This window comes from Amycolatopsis jiangsuensis, assembly GCF_014204865.1.
Taxonomy (GTDB): domain Bacteria; phylum Actinomycetota; class Actinomycetes; order Mycobacteriales; family Pseudonocardiaceae; genus Amycolatopsis; species Amycolatopsis jiangsuensis.
Window position 1 is genome coordinate 6,396,375 of sequence record NZ_JACHMG010000001.1, and the last position, 23,419, is coordinate 6,419,793.

General features: G+C 70.9%; 24 protein-coding genes. 17 read left to right on the forward strand and 7 right to left on the reverse strand.

Annotated features, from left to right (window positions below; genetic code table 11):
* Window positions 1-215 precede the first annotated feature (215 nt).
* Window positions 216-1,721 (reverse strand): LCP family protein, encoded by a 1,506-nt coding sequence (locus BJY18_RS29160; protein WP_184783104.1) that lies wholly within the window; start codon window positions 1,719-1,721, stop codon window positions 216-218.
* Window positions 1,722-1,882: 161 nt separating this feature from the next.
* Between BJY18_RS29160 and BJY18_RS29165 the strand changes: the two genes are divergently transcribed.
* Window positions 1,883-2,608 (forward strand): SDR family oxidoreductase, encoded by a 726-nt coding sequence (locus BJY18_RS29165; RefSeq protein WP_184783105.1) that lies wholly within the window; start codon window positions 1,883-1,885, stop codon window positions 2,606-2,608.
* 78 nt (window positions 2,609-2,686) lie between these two features.
* Window positions 2,687-3,301: a TetR/AcrR family transcriptional regulator gene (locus BJY18_RS29170; protein ID WP_184783106.1), complete on the forward strand. Its 615-nt coding sequence runs from the start codon at window positions 2,687-2,689 to the stop codon at window positions 3,299-3,301.
* A 49-nt stretch (window positions 3,302-3,350) separates the two neighbouring features.
* On the opposite strand, the gene BJY18_RS29175 is transcribed toward BJY18_RS29170, so the two are convergent.
* The gene (locus tag BJY18_RS29175) at window positions 3,351-4,523 is read right to left on the reverse strand and encodes an MFS transporter (protein ID WP_246459009.1); all 1,173 of its coding nucleotides are present in this window, start codon (window positions 4,521-4,523) and stop codon (window positions 3,351-3,353) included.
* Between the two features lie 82 nt (window positions 4,524-4,605).
* Here BJY18_RS29175 and BJY18_RS29180 point away from each other — a divergent pair, with 82 nt between their 5' ends.
* From BJY18_RS29180 to BJY18_RS29200, 5 genes are all read left to right on the forward strand, one after another.
* On the forward strand, window positions 4,606-5,571 hold the full coding sequence (locus BJY18_RS29180) for an aldo/keto reductase (RefSeq protein WP_184783108.1): 966 nt from the start codon (window positions 4,606-4,608) through the stop codon (window positions 5,569-5,571).
* 6 nt (window positions 5,572-5,577) lie between these two features.
* Entirely contained in the window at window positions 5,578-6,558 is a 981-nt protein-coding gene (locus tag BJY18_RS29185; protein WP_184783109.1) for an ArsR/SmtB family transcription factor, read from the forward strand.
* A 73-nt stretch (window positions 6,559-6,631) separates the two neighbouring features.
* Window positions 6,632-7,162 carry a M15 family metallopeptidase gene (locus BJY18_RS29190; RefSeq protein ID WP_312873997.1) on the forward strand — a complete coding sequence of 177 codons (531 nt, stop codon included), beginning with the start codon at window positions 6,632-6,634 and terminating at the stop codon, window positions 7,160-7,162.
* A gap of 86 nt (window positions 7,163-7,248) precedes the next feature.
* The gene (locus BJY18_RS29195) at window positions 7,249-8,106 is read left to right on the forward strand and encodes an ion transporter (RefSeq protein ID WP_184783111.1); all 858 of its coding nucleotides are present in this window, start codon (window positions 7,249-7,251) and stop codon (window positions 8,104-8,106) included.
* A 142-nt stretch (window positions 8,107-8,248) separates the two neighbouring features.
* The gene (locus BJY18_RS29200) at window positions 8,249-8,479 is read left to right on the forward strand and encodes a hypothetical protein (RefSeq protein WP_376774737.1); all 231 of its coding nucleotides are present in this window, start codon (window positions 8,249-8,251) and stop codon (window positions 8,477-8,479) included.
* Between the two features lie 42 nt (window positions 8,480-8,521).
* Here the strand turns inward: BJY18_RS29200 and BJY18_RS29205 are convergent, their stop codons facing one another.
* Both BJY18_RS29205 and BJY18_RS29210 read right to left on the reverse strand, forming a co-directional pair.
* Entirely contained in the window at window positions 8,522-9,037 is a 516-nt protein-coding gene (locus tag BJY18_RS29205) for a molybdenum cofactor biosysynthesis protein (protein ID WP_184783112.1), read from the reverse strand.
* 10 nt (window positions 9,038-9,047) lie between these two features.
* Window positions 9,048-9,248 (reverse strand): hypothetical protein, encoded by a 201-nt coding sequence (locus tag BJY18_RS29210; protein WP_184783113.1) that lies wholly within the window; start codon window positions 9,246-9,248, stop codon window positions 9,048-9,050.
* A 125-nt stretch (window positions 9,249-9,373) separates the two neighbouring features.
* Here BJY18_RS29210 and BJY18_RS29215 point away from each other — a divergent pair, with 125 nt between their 5' ends.
* The 5 genes from BJY18_RS29215 to BJY18_RS29235 all read left to right on the forward strand — a co-directional run bounded on the left by BJY18_RS29215 (window position 9,374) and on the right by BJY18_RS29235 (window position 15,959).
* Complete coding sequence (locus BJY18_RS29215) at window positions 9,374-10,765, forward strand: hypothetical protein (RefSeq protein WP_184783114.1); 1,392 nt, start codon at window positions 9,374-9,376, stop codon at window positions 10,763-10,765.
* On the forward strand, window positions 10,762-11,265 hold the full coding sequence (locus BJY18_RS29220) for a hypothetical protein (RefSeq protein WP_184783115.1): 504 nt from the start codon (window positions 10,762-10,764) through the stop codon (window positions 11,263-11,265). Before BJY18_RS29215 ends, BJY18_RS29220 begins: the two co-directional genes overlap by 4 nt.
* Window positions 11,258-13,750 carry an Hsp70 family protein gene (locus BJY18_RS29225; protein WP_184783116.1) on the forward strand — a complete coding sequence of 831 codons (2,493 nt, stop codon included), beginning with the start codon at window positions 11,258-11,260 and terminating at the stop codon, window positions 13,748-13,750. Before BJY18_RS29220 ends, BJY18_RS29225 begins: the two co-directional genes overlap by 8 nt.
* A complete protein-coding gene (locus tag BJY18_RS29230) occupies window positions 13,747-14,628 on the forward strand; it encodes a hypothetical protein (RefSeq protein ID WP_184783117.1) in 882 nt (293 codons plus the stop codon). The genes BJY18_RS29225 and BJY18_RS29230 overlap by 4 nt, the downstream gene beginning before the upstream one ends.
* 140 nt (window positions 14,629-14,768) lie before the next feature.
* Complete coding sequence (locus tag BJY18_RS29235; protein WP_184783118.1) at window positions 14,769-15,959, forward strand: cytochrome P450; 1,191 nt, start codon at window positions 14,769-14,771, stop codon at window positions 15,957-15,959.
* A 9-nt stretch (window positions 15,960-15,968) separates the two neighbouring features.
* Here the strand turns inward: BJY18_RS29235 and BJY18_RS29240 are convergent, their stop codons facing one another.
* Window positions 15,969-16,526, reverse strand: coding sequence for a TetR/AcrR family transcriptional regulator (locus BJY18_RS29240; RefSeq protein WP_184783119.1), 558 nt, complete (start codon window positions 16,524-16,526; stop codon window positions 15,969-15,971).
* Between the two features lie 63 nt (window positions 16,527-16,589).
* On the opposite strand from BJY18_RS29240, the gene BJY18_RS29245 reads away from it, so the two are divergent.
* Window positions 16,590-17,414: an LLM class F420-dependent oxidoreductase gene (locus BJY18_RS29245; protein ID WP_184783120.1), complete on the forward strand. Its 825-nt coding sequence runs from the start codon at window positions 16,590-16,592 to the stop codon at window positions 17,412-17,414.
* Between the two features lie 7 nt (window positions 17,415-17,421).
* Here BJY18_RS29245 and BJY18_RS29250 read toward each other — a convergent pair whose 3' ends face one another.
* Window positions 17,422-18,342, reverse strand: coding sequence for a CE1 family esterase (locus tag BJY18_RS29250; RefSeq protein ID WP_184783121.1), 921 nt, complete (start codon window positions 18,340-18,342; stop codon window positions 17,422-17,424).
* 82 nt (window positions 18,343-18,424) lie between these two features.
* Window positions 18,425-19,612: a glycoside hydrolase family 3 N-terminal domain-containing protein gene (locus BJY18_RS29255; RefSeq protein ID WP_184783122.1), complete on the reverse strand. Its 1,188-nt coding sequence runs from the start codon at window positions 19,610-19,612 to the stop codon at window positions 18,425-18,427.
* A 168-nt stretch (window positions 19,613-19,780) separates the two neighbouring features.
* Between BJY18_RS29255 and BJY18_RS29260 the strand changes: the two genes are divergently transcribed.
* From BJY18_RS29260 to BJY18_RS29275, 4 genes are read left to right on the forward strand one after another with little or no spacing between them, the layout of a single operon-like run.
* Complete coding sequence (locus BJY18_RS29260; RefSeq protein WP_184783123.1) at window positions 19,781-20,374, forward strand: helix-turn-helix transcriptional regulator; 594 nt, start codon at window positions 19,781-19,783, stop codon at window positions 20,372-20,374.
* A gap of 14 nt (window positions 20,375-20,388) precedes the next feature.
* Window positions 20,389-21,657, forward strand: a complete 1,269-nt coding sequence (locus tag BJY18_RS29265) for an ABC transporter substrate-binding protein (protein ID WP_376774738.1) — start codon at window positions 20,389-20,391, stop codon at window positions 21,655-21,657.
* A gap of 5 nt (window positions 21,658-21,662) precedes the next feature.
* Window positions 21,663-22,574, forward strand: a complete 912-nt coding sequence (locus BJY18_RS29270; RefSeq protein ID WP_312873998.1) for a carbohydrate ABC transporter permease — start codon at window positions 21,663-21,665, stop codon at window positions 22,572-22,574.
* A complete protein-coding gene (locus BJY18_RS29275; protein WP_184783124.1) occupies window positions 22,571-23,398 on the forward strand; it encodes a carbohydrate ABC transporter permease in 828 nt (275 codons plus the stop codon). Before BJY18_RS29270 ends, BJY18_RS29275 begins: the two co-directional genes overlap by 4 nt.
* The last annotated feature ends 21 nt before the right edge of the window (window positions 23,399-23,419 follow it).

The following is a 23,419-nucleotide window of genomic DNA, read 5'->3' on the forward strand; positions in this document are numbered from 1 at the left end:
CGGGTTGTCCGTGCCGTGGGGTCGGCTGTGGCCCGTGCGCGGGCCGGGCGGGTGGGTGGTGCGTGGGTCGGCTGTGGTCCGTGGACGGGATTGTGGCGCGCGGGGGCCCGTGTTGACCTGGCCGGTGCCGTGCTCATGCCGGATCGTGCTGTTCGGGCCGGTTGCCGTGTCCAGTTTCCGTTTCCGCGGTGGGGCGGCGGGAATGCGCGAGAGGCTCAGTTCACGCAGGTCACTCCACCGGCCGTGATCGGTGGTGGGGTCTGGGCCTGTGCGGGGGCGGTGAACGCGGACGGATGCACCGCGCTGTCGTCGCCGCTGCTTTCTCCGCTGCCGTCTCCGTTGCTGCCTCCGCTGCCGTCCTCGTAGTCCTTGCCGAGATAGACGCGGAAGTGGTTCTCGGGCAGCGAACTGTCGCTGGCGACCGGCATTCCGCCCAGTGCGTCGGCGATCTTCGTGGCCGCGGTGCGCTGTGCGTGTCCGTAGTAGACGATCGAGGACTTGCGGGTGGTGCCGTTGTCCACCGAGCCGCGGCCGTAGCCGGCGGCCGAGAGCTTGTCCGCTGCACGGCCGGCGAGGCCGTCGCCGCCCGAGGAGTTGCGCACGTCGACCACATAGGACGACAGGGCCGGATCCCGCGAGCCCGACGACGGCGAATTCGGCTGGGACTCCGGCGCTCCGCCGGTCTGCTCGCGCACGAACTGCTGTACCTGGTCGGGATCCACCTCGACCGCGTCGCCGTCGGACGGGGTCTTCAGTGAGATGTTGACCACCGGCACGGTGACGAACCGGATCGCGCCCGCGCTGATCCCGTGCAGCTGCTGGGCGAAACCGAGGATGTCCCAGTCCGCGTCGACCACCACGGCCTTCTTCACCGCGTCGATGAGGTCGTTCAGCTTGCCCGGATCGGCGAGCGTGCCCGCGGACAGGATCGTCTTGGCCATACTGGCCATGAACGCCTGCTGCCGCTTGATCCGGTCCAGGTCGCCGTTGGGCAGGCCGTGCCGCTGACGCACGAACTGCAGGGCCTTCGCCCCGGCAACGGTCTGGTTGCCCGCGGGAAAGTGCGCACCCGAATACGGGTCCTGCACCGTCTCGGTGAGACACACCGGAACGCCGCCCACGGCCTGGCTCACCGAGTAGAACCCGGCGAGGTTCACCGCCGCGTAGTGCGTGATGGTCAGCCCGGTGAACTCCTGCACGGTCTCGATGGCCGTCTTCGCACCCGCCTGCGCCGCGTCGGTTTCCAGCTGGGCACCGGATTCGCCCTTCGCGCCCAGGCTGTTCTTCGCCTCCGTCTGGCCGTAGGTGTAAGCGGAGTTGATCTTGTGCTTGCCGTAGTCCCCGGCGACGCGCACATAGGAATCACGCGGGATGGAGATCGCGGTGGCCTGTCCGCCGCCGGCCGGAAGGTGCACCACGATCATCGTGTCCGTGGTGTCGCCGCCGTCGTCGGCTCCGCCCGCGTGCAGCTGCTTGAGCACGTCGGCGGGCAGTGGGTTGCCCTGTGCGTCGGTACGTGTGTCGAGCCCGACGAGGAGGATGTTCTGTTCGTCCAGCGGCGAGCTCTCGCCGGCGCCGATCACGTCGGCCCTGGTCAGCCCGTCGGTCAGGTCGTGCAGGGTCGACCACGCGTACCCGGTGCCGCCGAGGACCAGCAGGGACACCACCACGAGCACCACCTGCGCGGCACGCATCGGTCCGGCAATCGGGCTGCGACGCATCGGGGCTCCTTTTTCTGCCACGCCGAAGCCGGCGTACGTCGTCCGGTGGTCGAAGGGCCCACGGTAGCGGCTGGCTCACCCGGCCGGGTTACCACCTTGTCCGTAGGGGTGCCCGGCGTCTCGGCGACTAGGCTCGGTCCGCGCCGCGAAGGGAGACTGCGATGGCGGGTGCGCTGGTCACCGGAGGTTCGCGTGGGATCGGGCGCGCGATCGCGCAGCGGCTGGGGGCGGCCGGCCTGCCGGTCGGGGTCAACTATCGCACTGACGAGGCCGCGGCGCGGGCGGTCGTCGGCGAGATCATCGCCGGCGGCGGTGCGGCCGTCGCGCTGCGTGGTGACGTCACCGACGACGCCGAGCTGCGCGGGCTTTTCGACGCCGCGGAGCGGGAATTCGATGGTCTGGACGTGGTCGTGGCCAACGTCGGGGTCGCTCGGTTCGCCCCGCTGGCCGACACCACCGACGAGGATTTCGACCTGGTCTTCTCGACCAACCTGCGTTCGGCGTTCGCCACCCTGCGGGAGGCCGCGCGACGGGTCCGTGACGGTGGCCGGATCGTGGTGATCTCCAGCGGCGTGGTGGTCACGGCCCGTGCCGGCACGGGAATCTACGGGGCGAGCAAGGCCGCCGGAGACCATTTCGTGCGTGCACTGGCGAAGGAGCTGGGCCCGCGTGGCATCACCGTGAACAGCGTGCTGCCCGGTGCTGTTCGCACGGAGGCACTCGTCGCGGATGGGCCGGCCGGCGTAATCGAGTACAGCGCGCGCCAGACTCCGCTCGGCCGCATCGGCGAACCGGACGACATCGCCGGCATCGTGGGATTCCTGGTGTCGGACGCGGCACGCTGGGTCACCGGGCAGACCCTGCACGCAGGTGGCGGCCAGTTCTGAGCCGAGTGGTTTCCGGGCCGCTGTCAACGCTTTCCCAACCGGCAGTCCGGACAGCGACGCCACGATAGAATGACGGACATGACCGTGGCGAAGGAGCGCATCTCCCGCCGCGCTGTGGACAAGTTCGCCCAGCGGCGGGAACAGCTGGCCGAATCCGCTCTCCAAGCGCTGGCGGACCTGGGTTATGCCCGCACGAGCCTGCGGGAGATCGCGCAGAAGTCGGGTTTCTCGCACGGCGTGCTGCACTACTACTTCGCCGACAAGGTCGAGCTGCTCACCTACGCCGTGCGCAAGTTCGAGAAGGTGTGCGTGACCCGTTACGACGACGTGGTGGCGGACGCGGGCTCGGCCGATGAGCTGAAGCGCGGCTTCGGTGCGGCCATGGCAGGCACGCTGCGTTCGGACGCGGCCATGCACCGGCTGTGGTACGACCTGCGCAACCAAAGTCTTTTCGAGGACTCTTTCCGTGCCGATGTGCTGGACATCGACGCGCAGCGCCAGGACATGGTGTGGCGGGTGGTCGAGCGCTACGCCGAGTTCGCCGGACAGCCGCCGCTGGTGTCGCCGGAGGTCGCCTACGCCACCTTCGACGGCCTGTTCCACCGCGCGCTGCTGCACCAGCTGTCCGGGCAGCAGGCGGCGGCGGAAGGGCTGGCCGCCGACGTCGAAGAGCTGCTGGCCCGGCTCGTCTGAGCCACCTCAAGTCCACTGTGGAGCTGTACGTGCCGGAAACCGTGATCGGTCACCGCCGTCCTGATTGCCTGAGCACCGGCAGCGCGGCCAGCAGCGCGATCACACGGAGCACGCCGGCCACCGGGTAGGGCGCGCGCAGGCCGAAAGTCTCGGCGACCAACCCGCCGGCCAGCGCGCCGAACGGAACCAGGCCGCGGCCGAGGAGCCGGTACACGCTGGTGACTCGCCCCAGCAGTGGGGCGGGCACCAGTTCCTGCCGCTGGCTCACCGTGATCACGTTCCACAGGGTCGTCACGAATCCGTTGGCGGCGAGCAGGGCACCGAGCACGAACGGGTTCGGGCTGAAGCCGAGTGCGGTGAACACGAGTGCGTTCGCCGCGAGCGTGCCGGCCAGTGCGCGGCGCTCGCCGAGGAGCCGGACCACCCGGGCGTTGAGCAGACCGCCGGCCAGGGCCCCGACTGCCGCGGCGGCGAGCAGCAGCCCGTAGGCCGCCGGGCTGACGTGCAGGGCGCGGGTCGCGAGCAGCACCAGCGTCGCGGTGGCGAGCTGACCGCAGAAAGTGTTGACGCCGACCACCAGGGCCAGCGTGCGCAACAGCCGGTGCCGGGCGAGCCAGCGAACGCCTTCCCCGATCGGCGCACGCGATGGTGCACGGGGTTCGCGTTGCCGTGAAAGGGAAAACAACAGTGCCGCGGATGCTGCGAAGGAGACCGCGTCCACTCCGAACGGCAGCGGTGGCGCTGCCGCGAACAACGCACTGCCCAGTGGCGGCCCGGCGAACTGGACGCCGACCACCGTTGCGGTCTGCAATGCGCCGTTCGCGCGGTGCAGCAACGGCTTCGGCACGATCGCGGGCAGGAATGCCTGCGCTGCCGTGCCGAAGACGACGTCTCCGGCGCCCAGCGCGAACGCGGTGAGCGCGAGCACGGCGACTCCGGCGTACCCGCAGGCCAGCGCGACGGCTGCGGCGACCACCGCCTGGACCACTTGCGCCCGCCCCATCAATCCCGCCCGGTCGCGTCGATCGGCCCACTGCCCGGCAGGCAGGGTGAGCAGCAGCCAGGGCAGGGAGGCCGCCGCAGCGACCGCGGAAACCAGCCGCGGATCGTCCGTGCGCGCGGCTGCGAGCAGCGGTACGGCCGCGGTGAAGGCACCGTCGCCGACGGTGGAGATTCCGGTTGCCCACCACAGTTTCCGGTAGGCCGGGGAAAGCCGGGGCATACCGGGCATCCTGAACGGCCGGGCGGGCAGCGGATACGTTTTAGCGTGCCGCTAACTGCTCGCCGGGGAGTAGCGTCGCGGTATGAAGAGCATGCCGCTCGGTGGTACGGGCATCGAAATCGGCCAGTTCGTCTTCGGCGCCGGTTCCATCGGCGGGGTCGGGGGTGCGCCGCAGACCCGTGGGCTCGGCATCACCGAAGAGCAGGGGTTCGCGCGCCTCGACGAAGCCTATGAGCTGGGGATTCGCGTCGTCGACACCGCCGACGTGTACGCACAGGGCGACAGCGAGGTGGCCGTCGGCCGGTGGCTGTCGCAGCGGGAGCCCTCCGATGTGCTGGTGCAGACCAAGTTCGGCGGCGTCGCGCGGGACGGCAAGCCGGCCTCGGACCTGTCCGGCGCGCATCTGCGGCGGCAGCTCGCCCAGAGCATCGAGCGGCTCGGCCGGGTGGATCTCTACCTCTCGCACGTTCCCGACCCGGACACGCCGCCGGAAGAGACGCTCACCGCGTTCGCCGAAGCACGCGAGGCGGGCCTGATCCGCGCGTTCGGCGTGTGCAACGTCGATGCCGGCCTGCTGGAGGCGCTGCTGAAGACCGCGGCGGACGCCGGGCTGCCGCGTCCGGAGTTCGTGCAGAACGGCTTCAGCCTGCTCAACCGCGCCGACGAGCCGGAGCTGCTGCCCCTGGTCCGGAGCGAAGGCCTTGGCTACCTGGCGTTCTCGCCGCTGGCCGGCGGCGTGCTGTCCGAGCGTTACCTGGACGGCGCCGCCCCGCAGCCGGGCAGCCGGATCGCCGTCGCCGGTGACCAGTTCTACCCGGGCGCCCACACCGAGGAGAACCTGGCGCGGGTGACGCGGCTGCGCGAGCTGGCCCGGCGGCGGGAGGTCAGCGTCGCGGGGCTGGCGCTGGCGTGGCTGAGCGCGCATCCGGCAGTCACGGCTCCGATCGTCTCGCCGAGCAGCGAAACGCAATGGCAAGCGGTCCGGGAAGCCCTGTCGTTCGAGCTCGACGCCGAGTCCGCGGCGGAGATCTCCGAACTGTTCGGGTGACCGCTGGTGCCGCTCACCGTGGCACTCGGGGTCGGCGAGCTGGCGCAAACCCGGTTCGCGGTCTCTCCACTGTCCGAGACGGTGGCCGCGTTGCTGCAGCTCAACGGGCGCAATCCGAACGTGCTGCACCTGCGGTGGCTGCGCTGGGCGGCCGGGCAGCTGAGTCAGGGTGAGCTGCCGCTGACCTCGGCGCTGCTGGCCGCCGAGCGCCCGAGCTGGCCCAACTTCCTGGTGCCCGCGCCGGTGGGTCCGGCGGCTTCGCTGGACGACGACCTGGCCGCACTGCGCCGGACCAGCGCGCGGCAGGTGCGGGCGAGCCTTCGGCGGGTGTTCGGTGACGAGCTGCCCGCCGCGGCCCGGCCGTTGGCCGAGAAACCCGCTGCGGGGTTGAAGACCGTGGCCGGCGAGCTGCGCGTGGCCTACGAGCGGGTGGTCGAGCCGCAGTGGCAGCGGATCCGGGCGTTGCTCGACGCGGACGTCGGGTACCGGGCGCGGCGGCTGGCCGCGGGTGGAGCCGCCCGGCTGTTCGCCGATCTGCACCCCGATCTGCGCTGGGAGCCCGGGCGGCTGGTGCGTGCGGGTGGCCCGGCGCGGCGGGCCCGGCTGGGGCCGGGCGGGCTGGTGCTGATGCCGGTCGCACTCGGCTCGCCGGACGTGTTCGTCCGGGCTCACACCGCCACCCAGACCACGATCCGCTATCCGGCCCGCGGCATTGGTGCACTGTGGACGGCGAGCACGCGGCCGTCCGGCGACTGGGTGGCGCGGCTGCTGGGCCCGGCCAGGGCGGAGCTGCTGGCCGCACTGCGTTCCCCCGCGACGACCAGTGACCTCGCGGCCGCGCTCGACGTCACCCCGAGCGCGGTGTCCCAGCACCTGCGGGTGCTGCGGGAAACCGGGCTGGTGGCGCGCGAGCGGACCGGCCGGTCGGTGCTGTACTTCGCCACCGACCTGGGCGCGGCGCTGCTCGCCGGACCGGCAGTTACCTGATCGTGGACAGTTGTTACCTGCCGCGGACGTCCAGCACACCGTCCGGCGACACCACCGCGCGAAAGTGCTTCTCGTGCGGAAATTCCTCGTGGTGCCCGGTGTCGTGCTGCCCTGTCTCGCGGTGTTGCCGGCCGGATGTTCGTCCGGAGACGATCCGGACGAGAACCCGGCGGACGGCGGAATACCCTCGGATGTCCGGCTCACGCCGTCCGACACGGACTACCCGGCGGTCGGGAAGCTCGATCCGGCGTTGCGGAACGCCTTGCAGCAGGCGGCGAAGGACGCCCGCGACCGCGACGTGGACATCCGGATCACCTCCGGCTGGCGCAGCAAGGCCTACCAGCAGCGGTTGCTGGAGGAGGGCGTGTCGAAGTACGGCAGTCTCGCCGAGGCGAGGCAGTACGTGAACACGCCGGAGAAATCCACCCACGTGTTCGGCCGGGCGGTGGACGTGGGCCCGACCCGGGCCGACGACTGGCTCATCCAGCACGGTGCGGATTACGGCCTCTGCCAGGCCTACGCCAACGAAATGTGGCACTTCGAACTGCTGACCACCCCCGGTGGGGACTGTCCGCCGCAGCTGTCGGACGCCGCCGCCGGATAGCGGCCATCGGCGGTTCCGCACGGTTGCGCGCGCCGGTCCGTGTCATGATCGGGGCCGGCAGGGGGCGTAGCGACCAGGGAGCGGGGATGACCACCAGCCGCCGGACCGGAGCGGAGCTCAACAGCGGGATCCTGCCCGGCAACGTGCGGGCGGACGACTGGGTACTGCTCGCGCTCGCACTGGTTTCGGCCGGGCTGCTGGGCTACACCCTGATCGCACCGCCGCCACCGGACGCCGCGCAGTGGATTTACACCGCGGACTGCGTGGTGTGCGGGATTTTCCTCCTGGAACTGCTGTGGCGATGGCGCAAACAGGGCTGGCGGGCGGCCTTCCTCGCCCGAAGGTGGTACGAGGTGTTCGCGATGATCCCGGTCGCACACCCCGGTTTCACCGTGCACCACCAGGTGCTCGCGGTGATCCTGCTGCTGGTGCGGCTCGGCCGGGCCGCCGACCGCGCGGTCGGTGAGCAGTTCACCTACCGGCTCGTGGACAAGCTGTCCGAGCCGATCGTGCAGGCCATCAAGAAACCGGTCACCATCGCCGTGCTCGACGAGGTGGTGAAGGTGCTGGAGACCGGGAACTACCCGGAAAATCTCGCGAAATCACTCGACGAGAACAAGGCCGAGCTGCGTGCGATCATCACCGAGAAGCTGGCCGCCGATCCGCAGTTGGGCAAGCTGCGCCGGCTGCCCTTCCACGACGAGGTCGTGCGCACGGTCGTGGACACCTCGTTCCGGGTGCTGCTGGAAGTGCTGGCGGACCCGCGCATCGACGACTTCTTCTCCGCCGTCGTGCGCGACAACCGTGAGCAGATCCGCCGGGCCGTGGTGCTCGGGCTCAACGACACGGACGAATCACCGGACGAACTCCTGCTCCGCACCCGTACCCAGCGCACCGCGGCGCGGGAGTACGACGAGAGTCACCCGGACCACCCGCACCACTGACAGTCCTCAGTGGAGGGTCGGAACCACGGTGCGGCGTCGTTCGCTGACCCTGCGTGGCATGCCTCGCCACTGTGGCGCGCGCCTCCGGCAGGAGTAGGCTGAGCGAACTCGTTCCTTTGCTGCACAAGGATTGTTTGGAGTCGTGGGCGTCATGGACAGCGGGCAGCAGGCACAGCGGTGCCGTCGGCAGGGGTGTGTGGCACCGTCGCTGTGGCGGGGGCTGTGCTCCGCGCACTGGAACCGCTGGCAGAGCGGCGCCGACGCGCTCGAGCTGCCCGACGACGACGTCCCGCCACCGCCCGCACAGGTGTGGTGGCCCCCGGAGCGCACGCATGCCGCACCGCTGAGCAGCCGGGTGCCGCCGGGCTCCTGACCGGCAGCTGGTGACCACGGGTGAGTCCGCGGTCGGGCCTGGTCACCGGTGCACGGTGAGCGTGGCCGGGCCGAGCCGCAGCACGCCGTCGTCCAGCGGTCCGCACCGCACGCCGCCGCGCCCGCGCAGGCCGCGGAACGCGCCGGGCCCCACCGACACGTCCATCCAGGCACACGGGTTGGCCGGCCGGAACGCCTGCAGCCGCACCGGCCCGTCGCCGGAGTCCAGGGAGAACAGCGCCCCCGGACGGTCGCGGCCCGCGGCCAGCTCGTCGATCCGGAAGCCACGCAGCACGATGTTGCGCCGGGTCAGGTGCGGATCGGGCGCGCCGAACGGGTCCAGCGCCGCGGCATCGAACACGGTGACCGCGGCCCGCCGGTGCGCGGCCTGGTTGAAGTACCGGTCGCCGACCAGGCCAAGGCCCGCGCGCACGGTCACGTGATCCCGCGCGGTCCCGGCCGGTTCCGGGGCCGGCCCGTCCGCCGGGCGGCCCTCGAAGGCGTGTACCGGCGAGACGAGCAGCGCCACGATCTCCACCGTCCGGCTGCTGCTGTCCACGCCCTCGACGTTACCCGGCGAGAAGCCGCTGCAGCCGGGCGCGCGCCATCCGGTAGAGCAGTTCGCCGGCCTCGTCCGGCACGATCCGGCCGTCGAGGGCGAGCCCGGTCGCCCGGACCACCTCCTCGACCACGGGCGCGGGCAGCTTGCCCGCGAACTCGCCGGTCAGCCACACGCTGACCTCGTTTTCGGCTCTGGTGCGCACAGCCATCGGATGCTCCGGTTTCCGCTCGTGGGGCCGTACGGGGCGGCCCGACGCTGGTCAGACGTGCGAGCCGGGCGGGTATGACGCGAAATCGGGACCCCTCCCGCGTGGGTCGGCCTACGGTCCCCGCCATGGGTGAGAACGAGGGCCGGGGCCGGGCCGCCGCGGCACGCCTGCGGGCGATCTCCACGCCCGAGCTGTACCGGCGCAACCCGTTCCGGATCACCGGGCTCACCGCGACCGCGACCCGGCGGGAGGTGCGGGAGCGGCGGCTTCGGGTGCTGGGGGTACTCGAAGTCGGCGGTGCCCGGCCGCCGGGCGTGCCCGGTGACGCGTCCGCCGACGAGGTGCGCGCGGCGTTCGACGCGCTCGGCAACGCCGAGCACCGGTTCGTGGACGAGCTGTTCTGGACCTGGGGGCCACCCTCGGACTGCGGCTGCCCGGCGCAGCTGCATCGAGCGCACGACAACGCGGTGACCGCGTATGCCGGAGCACTCGACGCCGAAGCGGAACGGACCGAAGACCACCCCGCGCCGCTGTGGCACGACGCTGCCCGCAGCTGGGACGCCGCCCTGAGCAACGGTGCGTTCCGGGCACATCTGGTGCACCGGACAGGCAAGCTCGGTGACCGCCGGCTTGATGAGTCCTCCGTGGACGGATTACGTGCGGCGCTGCCCGAGGCCTTGCTGGCGCCACTGGTCTCGCTGCTCTCGTCCTCGCCGAGACCGGATCGGTTCGTCGAATACCTGACGCTGTTCGGGGCCGCGCGACACGTCGTCGAGGACGCCCGTATGGAGGCGGCCGGCGGGACCTACCAGCAGGTCGAGGAGCTGCTGAAAGGACTGCGTTCCGCGGTGGACGGCGACCAGGCCAGGACCGCGGCCGACCGGCTCGTGGAAGAGCTGCCGCCCCTGCTCGACCGGCTCGAGGAAGTCGTTCCCCGCGAGGAGTTCCGCCGTACCGCGGCGTTCAGCGAGGCGGCGGCGGTGCTGGCGAACAACATCGGCGTCGCCCTCGGAGAGAACGGGGACGCACCGGCGAACCTGCTGCGTGAGGTGTTCGCCGCGGGCCGCGGCTGGACCACGGACCCGGACACCCTGGCAGCACTGGAACGCAACGAAAGTGCTGCCCTGGCTGAGAAACCGTGGTACGGGACTCCGGGCCGCCCGGCGCCGCTCATGCATCGCTCGACGGCCCCGGCGCAACCGCAGGCCTCCCTCGCCCTGGTGCTGGCCGCGTTGGTGCATGTGGCCGCCGGGATCACGTTCCTCGCGGTGACGCTGATTTCGCCGCTGCTGCCGATTCTCCTGATCGGCCTGCCGGGTTTGTTGATTTCTCTTGGCGCGGCGGGAAATCCGCGCACCGGGCGGCCGCGGTTCCCGGTGCTGCTCGGCGTGGACGCTGTCTTGTACCTCGGCGTGGCACACGGTTCGCCGGCGTCGTGGGTAGTCGTGGTTCTCGCGGTGGTGCTGCTGATCGTCGCGCCCGCCACCTTCGTCTCGACCGAGCGGGAGTACCGGTGAACGAACAGCGCAACGACGCCCGGCAACGCCGGTACCACAAGGAGTTCCGGATCGCCGAACCCGGCCTGCACGCCGATGACCGAGCCCGGCTGCGGGACCTGTTGGCGCAGCTTTCCGCCGTACGGCAAGCGGTTCCGGAGCGTACCGGGCCGGAACTGTCCGAATCGGACCTCGCGGCCGCGGCGACCGCGCTGTGGAAGGCACGGCGCAGGCTCGACGGCGCGCAGGACCGGGTGGCCCGCCAGGCGGGGCGGCTGCTGCGGGCGTCCCACGATGCGCTCCACGACGCCGGGGTGGAAGTACAGGACCACGACGGTGCGCCGTTCGACACCGGCCTGGCCCTGGAGGTGCTGCTGTTCCAGGACCAACCGGGGCTGGACATGGAACGGGTGGTGGAAACGGTCCGGCCCTCGGTCTATCTGATGCAGCGGCGGATCCAGATGGGGCAGGTCGTCGTGGGACGTCCGGCCGGGCAGGCAGGGGAGGAAACGGATGCGTGACACGATCGACTTCGGCATCGACCTCGGCACCACGAACAGCGCGATCGCGGTGCTCGACGGCGGCGCGGTCTCGGTGGTCAAGAACCACAAGCAGATCGACTACACGCCGTCGGCGGTGTGGATGCGCAAGCGTGGCGTGCTCGTGGTCGGCAGCGGTGCGCTCGACCGCCTCGACAACGATCCCGACAACGTGCAGATCGAGTTCAAGCAGGCGATGGGGCTGCCCGACGCCCGCCGTGAATTCCCCGCCGCGGGGGTGTCGATGACCCCGGTCGAGCTGTCCGCCGAGGTGCTGAAGGCGTTGCGCGAAGACACCGGACGCTCCCTCCACGAGCCGCCGCAGGCAGCGGTGATCACGGTGCCCGCCGCGTTCCGGCTCAACCAGACCGAGGCCACGCAGGAGGCGGCTCGGCTGGCCGGCTTCACCGGACCGTGCCAGCTGCTGCAGGAACCCACCGCGGCGGCTTTCGCGTTCGGCTTCCAGAACGAGAGCCGGGGCGCCCACTGGATGGTGTTCGACCTCGGCGGCGGGACGTTCGACTCGGCTGTGGTCAGCACCGTGGAGGAGGAGCTGAGCGTGCTGCACCACGCCGGCGACACGCACCTCGGCGGCCGGAACATCGACCGGATGCTGGTCGATCGGTTGCTCGTGCCCGCGGTCGAACGCCAGCTCGGGTTTCGCGACTTCACCCGGGACAACCCGCGCTGGCAACGGCATTTCGCACATCTGCGCAGTGCCGCGGAGGCCGCGAAAATCGAGCTGTCCCAGCAGGAGCAGACCCAGGTGATGGTGATGCTCGACCGCGGTGACGGCGAGAGCGAGATGCTCGACGTGACCGTGCGCCGGGAGGAGGTGGACCAGCTGGCCAAGCCGTTCTACCTGCGCGCGATCCAGCTGTGCCGGGACGCGCTGGACTCGGCCAACCTGCGCGCGCCGGACATCGACCGGCTGCTGCTCGTCGGTGGCCCGACGCAGGCACCAGGGCTGCGGGAGCTGCTGGCCGATCCGGTCGAGGGGCTCGGGATTCCGCTCGACCACAGCCAGGACCCGAGCACGGTGGTCGCCCGCGGCGCGGCGCTCTACGCCGGCACGATCGCGCTGCCGCGGATCGAGCGTCCGGTCAAGCGCGGTGAGTACTCGCTGAAACTGTCCTACCCCGCGACGTCCAGCCTGCCGATGGTGCCGGTGTCCGGCCGTTGTTCGACCGAGGGCGAGGCGGACTGGAGCCGGTTCCGGATCGCGCTGAACGACCCGGAGCGGCGGCCCGCGTACCGGACCGTCCCGGTTTCGCTGTCCCCGGACGGCACGTTCACCGTCGACGTGCTGCTCGCGGAACGGACCGTCAACCGGTTCGGCGTGGAGCTGACCGATCCGTCCGGGGCGCCGGCACCCGTCCAGCCCGCCACCCTCACGATCACCCACCAGCCCAACGAGATGATGGGGCAAACCGTGGTGAACACCGTCGGGCTGACCGAGGCCGACGGCAGTTTCACCCCGATGCTGATGAAGAACACCCCACTGCCCGCCTCGAAACGGCAGACGTTCTACACCACCTCGACGCTGCGCCGCGGCGACACCTCGGCGGTGATCCGCATCCCGGTCGCCGAGGGGGAACGGCGCAGGGGCGACCGGAACCAGCAGGTCGGCGTGATCGAGATCCGGGCACGGGACGTGCGGTTCGACGTGCCCCGGGGCAGGGACGTCGAGATGACCTTCGAGATGGACGAATCACGGCAGGTGACCGTGGTGGCCTACGTACCGATGCTGGATCGGGAGTTCGAGGCCGTGATCGACCTGAAGCAGCAGCGGATTCCGGACGAGCAGCTGCTGCGCCGGATGCTGAGCGAACTGGAGGCGCGGCACGAAGAGCTGCGGTCCCAGGTCGAGACGACGCGGTCGGACCGGGCTCGCGGACTGCTGCAGCGGCTGGACGACCGGGCCACGGTGGCGACCGCGCGGGACGAGGTGACGGCCGGGCGCACCGACGAGGCCGCGGCCACCGCGGCGGAGGAGCGGATGCGGGACGCGCAGGCCGACCTCGACGACATCGAGGCGGAACTGCGGGTGCCGGAGGTGATGGAACGGCTGTCCGACCAGATCGAGTACACCCGTGGCCTCGTCGATCGGGTCGGCTCCGAGGAGGACCGCGCCGAACTGGCCGATATCGAGCGGCGGTACGCGGCCGTGGCGCAGGACCGTGACGCCGATGCCGGCGAACGGCTGTCCGACCGGCTGCTGGACCTGCAGGTGGTGCTGCTGCGCCGGGACGGTTCGCTGGACCTGGAGGTGTTCAACGCCCTGCGTGCGATGCAGGGCCAGATGACCGACCCGGCGCGGGCGCGTGAACTGATCCGTGAGGGTGAGCGGATGGTCTCGGCGTCGAACTGGGCCGCGCTGCCGGACGTCAACCGCCGCCTGCGCAAGCTGCTGCCGGATCAGGGCCGCGACGTCCGGTCCGGCGTGCAGCGGAAGGACCGCCCGTGACCGGGCCCGGCGGGATGCTGGAAGCGGAGCTGGTCCTCGCCGAGGCCGCCGACCTCGCCCGCGACGGGCAGTATCCGGCTGCCGTGGAACTGCTGAGTGGCGGACCGGACGATCCGGCGTACCTGGACCTGCTGGCCCGCGTGCACGCCCAGTCCGGCGACCTGGACGCGGCCGACGCGGCGTGGGCGGCGGTGCTGCGGCTGCGGCCGGACGATCCCCACGCGGAGGCCGGACGGCGGGTGCTCGCCCGGATCCGTTCGGGACGGCTGCGCCGTCGTCCGGTCCGGCGCAAGCTGCTGGCCGGCGGGGCGGTCGTGCTGGCCGCTGCGGTGGTCACCGGTGGCGTGGTGCTGGCGACGCGCCCCGCGCCGCCGGTTGCGGCCGCCCAGCCGGACCGCGGCCTGCGTGCCGAACTCGACCGGCTGCACGTCGCACAGTCCAGCGCCGCAGCGGCAAAAACCGCGCAGCAGCAACGGCTCACTGACCTGGCCGGCGCGTTGGCCGCACCCGATGTGACTGTGACGCAAGGGGATGGCGAGGTGGTCGTCACCTTCGACCAAGGCCTGTTCGGGCCGGACGCGATCAGTCCGGACCCGGCAGGCCGAGCGGCGCTGGAACAGTGGGCATCTGTCCTAAAAGGACAGTCAGTGCGGGTGACCGTGGTCGGCCACGGCGTCGCGGTCGCCGGTGGCCCGGCCGGTGGCGGCTCGACGGTCTCGCTGGCGCGGGCGGCCTCGGCGGCCAGGGTGCTGGCCACCGCGAGCGGATTGCCGTTGACGACGTTCGCGGTTTCGAGTGCCGACCAGACGGCCTCGGCGCATCCGGACGGCGGACCGGAGGCGAACCGCACGGTGACCCTGGAAGTGCGGCCGAGCTGAGTCTCCCCGCGGACGGGGCACAGTCGTGCGGTGGTCCTGCCTTGCCCGGCCCAGGCCGCTCCCGTTCGCTGGACGCTCTCGAAATGTCGTGCTATTACTCGAAAAGACCGTCCGGTCCCCGAACCCAGGAGGCTCGTCCGATGACGACCGAGGCCTGTCCGTATCCGTTCCCGGAGGCCGGGCAGCTGGCGCTGGCCCCGGAGTACGGCCGGTTCCGCAGGTCCGGCGAACTCGGCCGGGTGGAGATGCCGCACGGCGGCACGGCCTGGCTGGCGACCGCGCTGACCGACGTCAAGCTCGTGCTGGCCGACCTCCGGTTCAGTCGCGCCGCGGCACTGCACAACGACATGCCGCGCACGGTCCCGATGGTCGAGACCACTCCCAACCTGCTGAACCTGGATCCGCCCGAGCACACCCGGGTGCGCCGGGTGGTCGCGCGGACGTTCACGGTGCGCCGGGTCGAACTGCTGCGGCCCAAGATCCAGCGGCTGGTCGACGGCCTGCTGGACCGGATGATCGAGCAGGGCCCGCCCGCCGACCTGGTCACCGATTTCGCGCTGCCGCTGGCGATCACCGCGATCAGTGAACTGCTCGGCATCCCGCAGGACCGGCGTTCCCAGTTCCACGAGTGGTCGGACAAGGGCGCGGCCATCTCCGACGTGCCGGTCGAGGAGATCGTCGAGGCGCGCCGTCAGCTGGAGATCTTCTTCCGCGAGCTCGCGGAGGAACGCCGGGTGACGCCGACCGACGATCTGATCGGCCAGATCGTCTCGGCGCGCGACGCCGAGGACCGGCTGACCGACGACGAGCTCGTGCAGCTGGGCACCACCCTGCTCGCCGCCGGGCACGAGACCACGGCCAACCAGCTCTCCGGGTACGTGTTCACCCTGCTCAACCGGCCCGAGCTGTGGCAGCGGCTGCGCGGTGAGCCGGAGCTGGTGCCCGCCGCGGTCGAGGAGCTGGCGCGGATCACCCCGCTCGGCGTGGTCACCTTCGGCCGGATCGCCAGGGAGGATGTCGAGGTCGGCGGCACCCTGGTGCGTGCGGGGGAGACCGTGGTCTGTCAGATCGCGGCCGCCAACCGGGACGAGGTCGCGTTCGCCGATCCCGACGAGGTCGACTTCGACCGCGAGACCAACCCGCACATCTCGTTCGGCCACGGCGTGCACCACTGCCTCGGCGCGCCGCTCGCCCGGGTGGAGCTGCAGATCGGGCTCGCCGCGGTGCTGCGCAGGCTGCCGGAGCTGCGCCTGGCGGTACCGGCCGAAGAGGTTCCGTTCAAGACCGGCCGGCTGCTGCGCGGACCGAAGTCGCTGCCGGTCACCTGGTAGCGAGCTGCTTCAGCGGAGAGCCGGCAGCGGCGCGCTGACCGCTGCCGGGGACAGGCTGTCGAGCAGCAGCGCGAGGTAGCGGCGCCACTGCGCGCCTGCCCCGGCCACGAGCATCGTGATCAGGCACGGCAGGTCCTCGAGCACCAGGTCCGCGCGCACGGCGCCGGATCGCTGTGCGCGTGCCAGCACTTCGCCGAACGGCTCGAGGTGGCGGCCGGCGACCTCGGCCGCGAGCGCGTTGCCGTTGGCCGCCGCGAGGATCCCCGGATGGTCGAGAAAGACCGTGACGCCGCTCGCCAGGACGGTCTCCAGCGCCACCCGCGGGTCGGACTCCGCGGCGACGCGGCGGCGCAGCGGCTCCACCTGCTCGGCGAAGTAGTCCTCCAGCACTGCCGCGAGCAGCTCGTCCCTCGTGGGGAAATGCCGGTAGAGCGTGCGCGCGCTGACCCCGGCCGACTTCGCGATCCGGTCGAGCCCGGCCTCGCCGCCGTCTCGGACGGCCTCCCGCGCCGCGGCCAGGATGGCGCGCCGGTTGTGCTGGGCGTCGGCGCGCGGACGTTCGGTCACGGTGGCACGCTAGCACCGGCGGCCTAAATGTCAGTCGACTGCCATTTAGGCTACAGTGCTGTCATGGACCACGGAATCGTCACCTTCCTCACCGACTACGGCATCGCACCGACCGACCTCGGCCGGGCGGTGGAGGAACGCGGGTTCGGCTCGCTGTTGCTCACCGAGCACACCCACATCCCGGTCAGCCGCCGCACGCCGTACCCGGTGGGCGCTGCCGAACCCCAGCCGTTGCCGAGGTACTACTCGCACACCTTCGACCCGTTCACCGCGCTCGCCGCGATCGCGGCTTCGACCAGCCGGATCGGGCTGGGCACGGCGGTTTCACTGATCAACCAGCACCATCCGATCACCCTGGCCAAACAGGTCGCGAGCGTGGACCGCATCTCGGCCGGCCGGTTCGAGCTGGGCGTGGGCCCTGGCTGGAACGCCGAGGAGATGGAGAACCACGGCGTCGCCCCGGCCCGGCCGATCGCGCGGATGCTCGAGCACCTCGCGGCCATGCGAACAATCTGGACCGAGGACGAACCCGAGTTCCACGGTGAGTTCGTGGACTTCGACCCGATCTGGTCCTGGCCGAAGCCGGACCGCAGGCTGCCGGTGCTGATCGCCGGCGTGGGACCGAGAGTGCTGGACCGGGTGCTCAGCCACGGGGACGGCTGGCTGCCGCTTCCGCTGTACCCGATCGAGGTCCTGCGCGAGCGGATCGCTGAACTGCGCACGCGCGCCGGACGTCCGGTCGGCGTGACGCTCTACGGCGCCGACCCGGAAAAGCTGGCCGACTACGAGGAAGCCGGCGTCGACCGGGTCCTGTTCGAACTCGACGACCACGAGGACCCGGCCGGCACGCTGCGGCAGCTCGACCGGCTGGCCGGATTCGTCCACTGAGCGAGGTTCAGAGCCGGTGGGCCCGGAAGAAGTGCCGGATCACCGGGGTCGCGTCGATGACGGTCGGGGTTTCGGAGTCCAGGTTGGGTTCCGTGCTCGGCCACACGTGCCCGGCGCCTTCGACGCGGTAGTGCACCAGCGAGCAGCCCAGCCACCGCTGTACGACGACGTCGTGCACCGGAGAGTACGACAGCGGACGCGGGAAGCAGTGGTCGCGCGAAGTCCAGCCGGCCAGCCAGTCCGGAATGGACGGAAGGCCCTTCGCCGGGTTGCCGGTGTAGGGAATCGTGGTGTCCGCGGTGCCGTGGAAGTCCAGCAGCGCCACCTTGCGCGAGGGGTGGCACGCCCCGCCCTGCGGGTAGAAGGCACCGGAAACCGGGGCGAACGCGGCGAACCGGCCGGCCATCCGGCAGGCCAGCACACCGACGAAGCCGCCGCCGTTGGACTTGCCGGTGGCGTAGATCCGCGACGGGTCCACGCACAGCTGCCCCTGCAACGAGGTGAGCAGGTCGCTGGTGAACTGCACGTCGTCCGCCGAGGCCGAGTACGGCGCACCGGTCCAGGCGGTTTCGCCGTCGGTGCCGACGAGCCCCTGCGGGTACACCGCGATCTGGTCCGAACCCGAGAAGCCGGACAGCTCCTCCTGGTACTGCGAGGTGCGCTTGTGCCCGTGGAAGGAAAGCACCAGCGGGTACCTGCGGTGCGGGTTGTACCTCGCCGGCACGTAGATCCGGTATTCGCGGTCGATCCCGCCGGATTTCAGGTGCGCGGTGGTGCTGGTTCCGGCCCCGGCCACCGCCTGTCCGCAACCGGTGGTCGCGACCGCGTGGTCGACCACCCCGGACGCGGCTGCGGTACCACTGAGCAGCGTGCCGAATCCCAGTACCGCGGCACCCAGCGCGGCACACCGACGGAAACGTCCGGACATTCGATCCTCCTCGATCGACGGGCGAGCGCGACCATGGTCACACCATCGCGCCGGAGTCCGCGCGTTTCGTTCATAGAGTTCCTCACATCGTGCAGACGCCCTTGGCCGCGAGCACCCGGCCGACCGAGGCGGCCACCTGCGCGGCCGGCAGCTCACCGGTCTCCACCGCCTGCGTCAGCCGGTCGAGCACCGCGGGCACGTCGCCGTTGCCGGAGGAGAACAACGCCTCGTCCGCACCCGCCTGCAAGCCCTTCAGCACCGCCTCGGGCAGCGCATACCGGTCGGTGATCGCCTTCATCCCGCCCAGATCGTCGGTGATCACCGGGCCGGTGAAGCGGTATTCGCCGCGCAGCAGCCGGTAGGCCGCGGGGGAGATGGACGCGGGGACCCCGTTGGTCAGGCCGGGTACGTCGAGGTGCCCGACCATCACCGCGACCTGCCCGTATTCGGCGAGATCGCGGTAGGGCACCAGGTCCGCCTGCCGCAGCTGCTCCAGCGGCGGGGTGGTCACCGCGGTCCGGTGCGAATCCCCGGAACCGTGGCCGTGCCCGGGAAAGTGCTTGAGCACCGGCAGGACCCCGCCGGCGCGCAGGCCTTCCGCGAACGCCATCGCGTACTCGCGTGCCTTCTCGGGATCCGGGCTGTAGGAACGGTCGCCGATCACCGCGTCGTCCGGCTCGTCGCTGACGTCCGCATCCGGTGCGTAGTCCACGGTCACACCGCGTGCCCGCAACTGCTTCCCGCGTTGTTCGCCGAGCGCGCGCACCTCGTCCGGCGATTTCGTGGCGGCCAGTTCCCGGGCACTCGGCAACGACCCGTCGAGTTCGTCGACGCGCTGCACCCGTCCGCCTTCTTCGTCGACCGCGATCGAGACGGGGATCTGCGCGGCCTGTTGTACCGCGGCGAGCGCACCATTCTGCAACAGCGTGGTGTTATTGCCGCCGATGAAGATTCCGCCGATCTGTGTGGTGCGTACGAGGCTGGTCACCGCGGCCGGATTTCCGGCGTCCACGCCGGGCACCACGAGCTGTGCCACCCGGGCGCGCACGTCCATCGCCGAGACCGCCGACGCGCACGAAGAATCGGCAGACGCGGGCGTCCGCACTGGCGGCGCTGCCTGCGAAGTACTGCCGGTGCCGGGAGTCGCGCCCGGTGCGGGCAGTGCCGTGCCGGACACCGCGGGCCCGCCGCACCCGGCGAGCACACCGCCGAACAGGAGACCGGCGAGGATTCCCGCCGACGACCGCGAGGGCCGGACATGCGCCTTCATGAATTCCTCTGGCGGTCTGGGACGGGTCCTCAAGACGGTATCCGACGGCCTTGCCGGCACCCAACTTCAGGCGGTGAAGAATGGTCTCGCGGCGGCTAGAGAATTCGTGAAGGCGCCCTCGGCACACTGACTACCAGCACGGGTAGGTCTCTGTACACGGAGGTGGCAATGAACCAGGTCAAGGTGGCGGCGTGGGCTTCGGACCCGATCGCGCTGGCAGGGCTCATCGACCATCTCCGGACGCGGTCGGAGGTGCGGGTGCTGCCGGGGCAGCAGCGCGGTGAGGCCGCCGTGCTGATCTTCGCGGCCAACCGGATCACCCGCGAGGTGAAGGCCGCGCTGCGGGCAGCGGCGTCGGAGACCCCGGCGGCCATCGTGCTGGTGGCCGGTTACGTGGAGCCCGAGGAGCTGCCGGAGCTGGCGGCCTGCCACGTCGCGGCGGTGCTGCCGCGCGAGGCCATCGCGGGCGAGAAGCTGGTGCGCAGCATCGTGGCGGCCGCTTCCGGGCGCGAGACGTCCCTGCGTGACCTGCTGGACCAGGCCGAGAACCTGCGGGAAGCCGGCGACGGCGCGGCGCTGTCCGCCCGTGAGGTCGACGTGCTGCGGCTGATGGCCGAGGGCTGGGACACCGCGGAGATCGCGGGCAAGCTGTGCTATTCAGAGCGGACCGTGAAGAATGTGATCTACGGTCTGACCAATAGGCTGAAGCTGCGCAACCGTCCGCACGCCGTCGCCTACGCCCTGCGCGCAGGGGTTATCTGAAGGATGCTCACCACGTGCGAAAGCTGACCCGGCACCCGGCCGCCGCCGCCATGGCGGCCGCGCTCCTGCTCCTCTCGGCCGCCTGCGGTGGTTCGGGCTCCGACGGCGGGAAGGTCACGCTGACCGTCGCGACGTTCGGTGAGTTCGGCTACCAGCCGCTGTTCGAGCAGTACGAGAAGGACCACCCGGGCATCGAGATCCGGAGCCGGGTCACCGACTTCGACACGCACTTCAAGACGCTGAGCACGCAGCTGGCCGCCGGACGGGGCGCGGCCGACGTGGTCGCCGTCGAGGAGCAGCAGCTCCCGACCTACCTCCAGGTCAAGGACAAGTTCGTCAACCTCGCCGACTACGGTGCCGAGGGGCTGAAGGACCGGTGGGCGCCGTGGAAGTGGGCGCAGGGCACCAAGGACGGCTACGTCATGGGCCTCGGCACGGACATGGGCAGCCTCGCGATGTGCTACCGCCGCGACTACTTCGAGCAGGCCGGCCTGCCCACCGATCGCGAGGCCGTCGCCGCGCTGATGCCGACCTGGGCGGACTACGCCGAGCTCGCCGGGCGGTTCACCGCGAAGCTGCCGAAGATCAAGTTCGCCGACTCGGCCGGCACGGTGTACACCGCGATGCTCAACCAGTCGCCGGAGAACTACTTCTCGGCCAAGGACGACTCCTACATCGCGGACCGGAACCCGAGCGTGCACGACGCGTTCTACCTCGCCGGTGGGCTCGCCGCGGCCCACCAGACCGCCGCGGTGACCACTTACACCCCGGCCTGGAACGTGGCGATCAAGCAGGGCAGCTTCGCGACCATCGCCTGCCCGGCGTGGCTGCTCACGCAGATCAAGGAAGCCGGCGGAGACGCCGTGCGCGGTAAATGGGACGTGACCACGGTGCCCGGCAACAGCGGCAACCAGGGCGGCTCGTTCCTCACCGTGCCGAAGCAGAGCGAGCATCCGCGGGAGGCCTACGACCTCGCGCGCTGGCTCACCGCGCCCGAGCAGGAGAAGCGGCTCTTCCTCAGCGACGGGATCCTGCCGAGTGAACCGGCGGTGTACCAGGATCCGCAGATCATCGCGCACACCGACGAGTACTTCTCGAACGCCCCGATCGGGCAGCTCTACGCCGCGTCGGCGAACCAGCTACGGCCGAACTACCGCGGTCTGCACGACGCCGACGTGCGTCCCGAGTTCGGCAAGGCGCTCGGCCGGATCGAGGACGGTTCGCAGAACGTCGGCCAGGCCTGGGCCGACGCGCTGAAAATGGGCTCCGAAGCGATCAAGTAGCGGTCGTGGGCAAGCGCGGGTCCTTCGTGGCGCGGCTGGACCGGAAGGCCACTCCCTTCCTGTTCATCGCGCCGTTCTTCGCGGTGTTCGCGGTGTTCGGCGTCTTCCCCCTGCTCTACACGACCTGGGTCTCCCTGCACGACTGGGACCTGCTCGCCGGGAACCGGGGCGGCTTCGGCTTCGCCAACTACGTCGAGCTGTTCGGCGATCCGCGGTTCTACAACGCGCTGGTCAACACGGTGGGCATCTTCCTGCTCGCCGCGGTGCCGGAATTCTTCCTGGCACTGGGCTTCGCCGAGCTGCTCAACCGCAAGCTGCGGGGTTCGACCTGGTGGCAGACCGGGGTGCTGGTGCCGAACGTGGTGTCGGTGGTCGCGGTGGGCGTGGTCTTCACCCAGCTCTACGGCCGGGACTTCGGGGTGGTCAACGAGGTGCTGGGCTGGTTCGGGGTGCCGCCGGTCAACTGGCAGGCCGGGCGGTGGTCGTCGCACCTGGCCGTGGCGAGCATGGTGATGTGGCGCTGGACCGGCTACAACGCGCTGATCTACCTGGCCGCCATGCAGGCCGTGCCGCAGGACCTGTACGAGGCGGCGGAGCTGGACGGTGCCTCGCGGTGGCGTACCTTCTGGTCGGTGACCGTGCCCGGAATCCGCCCGGCGATCGCCTTCACCGCGGTCGCCGGCACGGTGAACGGGTTGCAGCTGTTTGCCGAACCGCAGCTGTTCGACGCCGGGGGCGGCGGCACCGGGGGCAACGACCGGCAGTTCCAGACGCTGGCGATGTACCTGTACGAAAAGGGCTTCACCAAGTTCGACGCCGGGTACGCGGCCGCGCTGTCCTGGGTGGTGTTCTTGGTGTGCGTGGTGTTCGCCGTGGTCAACTACCGGCTGGTGCGCCGGTTCGTGAGCTCGCCGTGACGCGGCGGCGGCGCGCGGGGGCCTGGGTCTACGTGGTGCTGACCGGCGTGGTCGGCGCCTCGATCTTCCCGCTGTACTGGTCGTTCGCCGTGTCCAGCCGGGACAATTCGGCGATCGGCGAGGTCTCGCCGCTGATGCTGCCCGGCGGGCATTTCTTCGAGAACGTGCGCCGGGTGTTCGACACCGTGGACTTCTGGCTGGCCATCGGCAATTCGCTGATCGTGGCGGGCACCGTGATGGTGTCCAATGTGGTGCTGTCCAGTGTGGCCGGTTACGCGTTCGCCCGGTTGCGCTTTCCCGGCCGCAACAGCCTGTTCCTGGTGGTCGCCGGTTCCGCGATGGTGCCGGCGCAGCTCGGGGTGGTCCCACTGTACCTGCTGGTCAACGATTTCGGCTGGTACGGAAGGCTGGAGGCGGTGATCGTGCCGGCGCTGGTGAGCGCGTTCGGCGTGTTCTGGATGCGCCAGGCGTGCGAGGGCGCGGTGTCCGCCGAACTCGTCGATGCGGCCACTGTGGACGGTGCCTCGGTCTTGCGGACCTTCTGGCACGTCGCGGTACCGGCGATCCGCTCGCACGCCGCGGTGCTGGCCATGATCACCTTCCTCGGCGCCTGGAACGACTACTTCTGGCCGCTGGTGGTGCTCGATCCGGCGGAAGCACCGACCGTGCAGGTCGTGCTGTCGCAGCTGGCCAGTGGGTACTACACCGACTACGCACTGATGCTGACCGGGGCGACGCTCGGCGTGCTGCCGGTGATCGTCCTGTTCCTGCTGCTGGGCCGGTACCTGGTGCGCAGCATCGCCAGCGGGGTGCGATACGGCTGACGCGGCGGTTATCCTGGGACA

What these genes read in the sequence shown, in the direction of transcription:
- BJY18_RS29160 (WP_184783104.1), bottom strand. Translation starts at nt 1,721, where the DNA reads ATGCGTCGCAGCCCGATTGCCGGACCGATGCGTGCCGCGCAGGTGGTG.
- BJY18_RS29165 (WP_184783105.1), top strand. Translation starts at nt 1,883, where the DNA reads ATGGCGGGTGCGCTGGTCACCGGAGGTTCGCGTGGGATCGGGCGCGCG.
- BJY18_RS29170 (WP_184783106.1), top strand. Translation starts at nt 2,687, where the DNA reads ATGACCGTGGCGAAGGAGCGCATCTCCCGCCGCGCTGTGGACAAGTTC.
- BJY18_RS29175 (WP_246459009.1), bottom strand. Translation starts at nt 4,523, where the DNA reads ATGCCCCGGCTTTCCCCGGCCTACCGGAAACTGTGGTGGGCAACCGGA.
- BJY18_RS29180 (WP_184783108.1), top strand. Translation starts at nt 4,606, where the DNA reads ATGAAGAGCATGCCGCTCGGTGGTACGGGCATCGAAATCGGCCAGTTC.
- BJY18_RS29195 (WP_184783111.1), top strand. Translation starts at nt 7,249, where the DNA reads ATGACCACCAGCCGCCGGACCGGAGCGGAGCTCAACAGCGGGATCCTG.
- BJY18_RS29210 (WP_184783113.1), bottom strand. Translation starts at nt 9,248, where the DNA reads ATGGCTGTGCGCACCAGAGCCGAAAACGAGGTCAGCGTGTGGCTGACC.
- BJY18_RS29215 (WP_184783114.1), top strand. Translation starts at nt 9,374, where the DNA reads ATGGGTGAGAACGAGGGCCGGGGCCGGGCCGCCGCGGCACGCCTGCGG.
- BJY18_RS29225 (WP_184783116.1), top strand. Translation starts at nt 11,258, where the DNA reads ATGCGTGACACGATCGACTTCGGCATCGACCTCGGCACCACGAACAGC.
- BJY18_RS29235 (WP_184783118.1), top strand. Translation starts at nt 14,769, where the DNA reads ATGACGACCGAGGCCTGTCCGTATCCGTTCCCGGAGGCCGGGCAGCTG.
- BJY18_RS29245 (WP_184783120.1), top strand. Translation starts at nt 16,590, where the DNA reads ATGGACCACGGAATCGTCACCTTCCTCACCGACTACGGCATCGCACCG.
- BJY18_RS29250 (WP_184783121.1), bottom strand. Translation starts at nt 18,342, where the DNA reads ATGTCCGGACGTTTCCGTCGGTGTGCCGCGCTGGGTGCCGCGGTACTG.
- BJY18_RS29255 (WP_184783122.1), bottom strand. Translation starts at nt 19,612, where the DNA reads ATGAAGGCGCATGTCCGGCCCTCGCGGTCGTCGGCGGGAATCCTCGCC.
- BJY18_RS29260 (WP_184783123.1), top strand. Translation starts at nt 19,781, where the DNA reads ATGAACCAGGTCAAGGTGGCGGCGTGGGCTTCGGACCCGATCGCGCTG.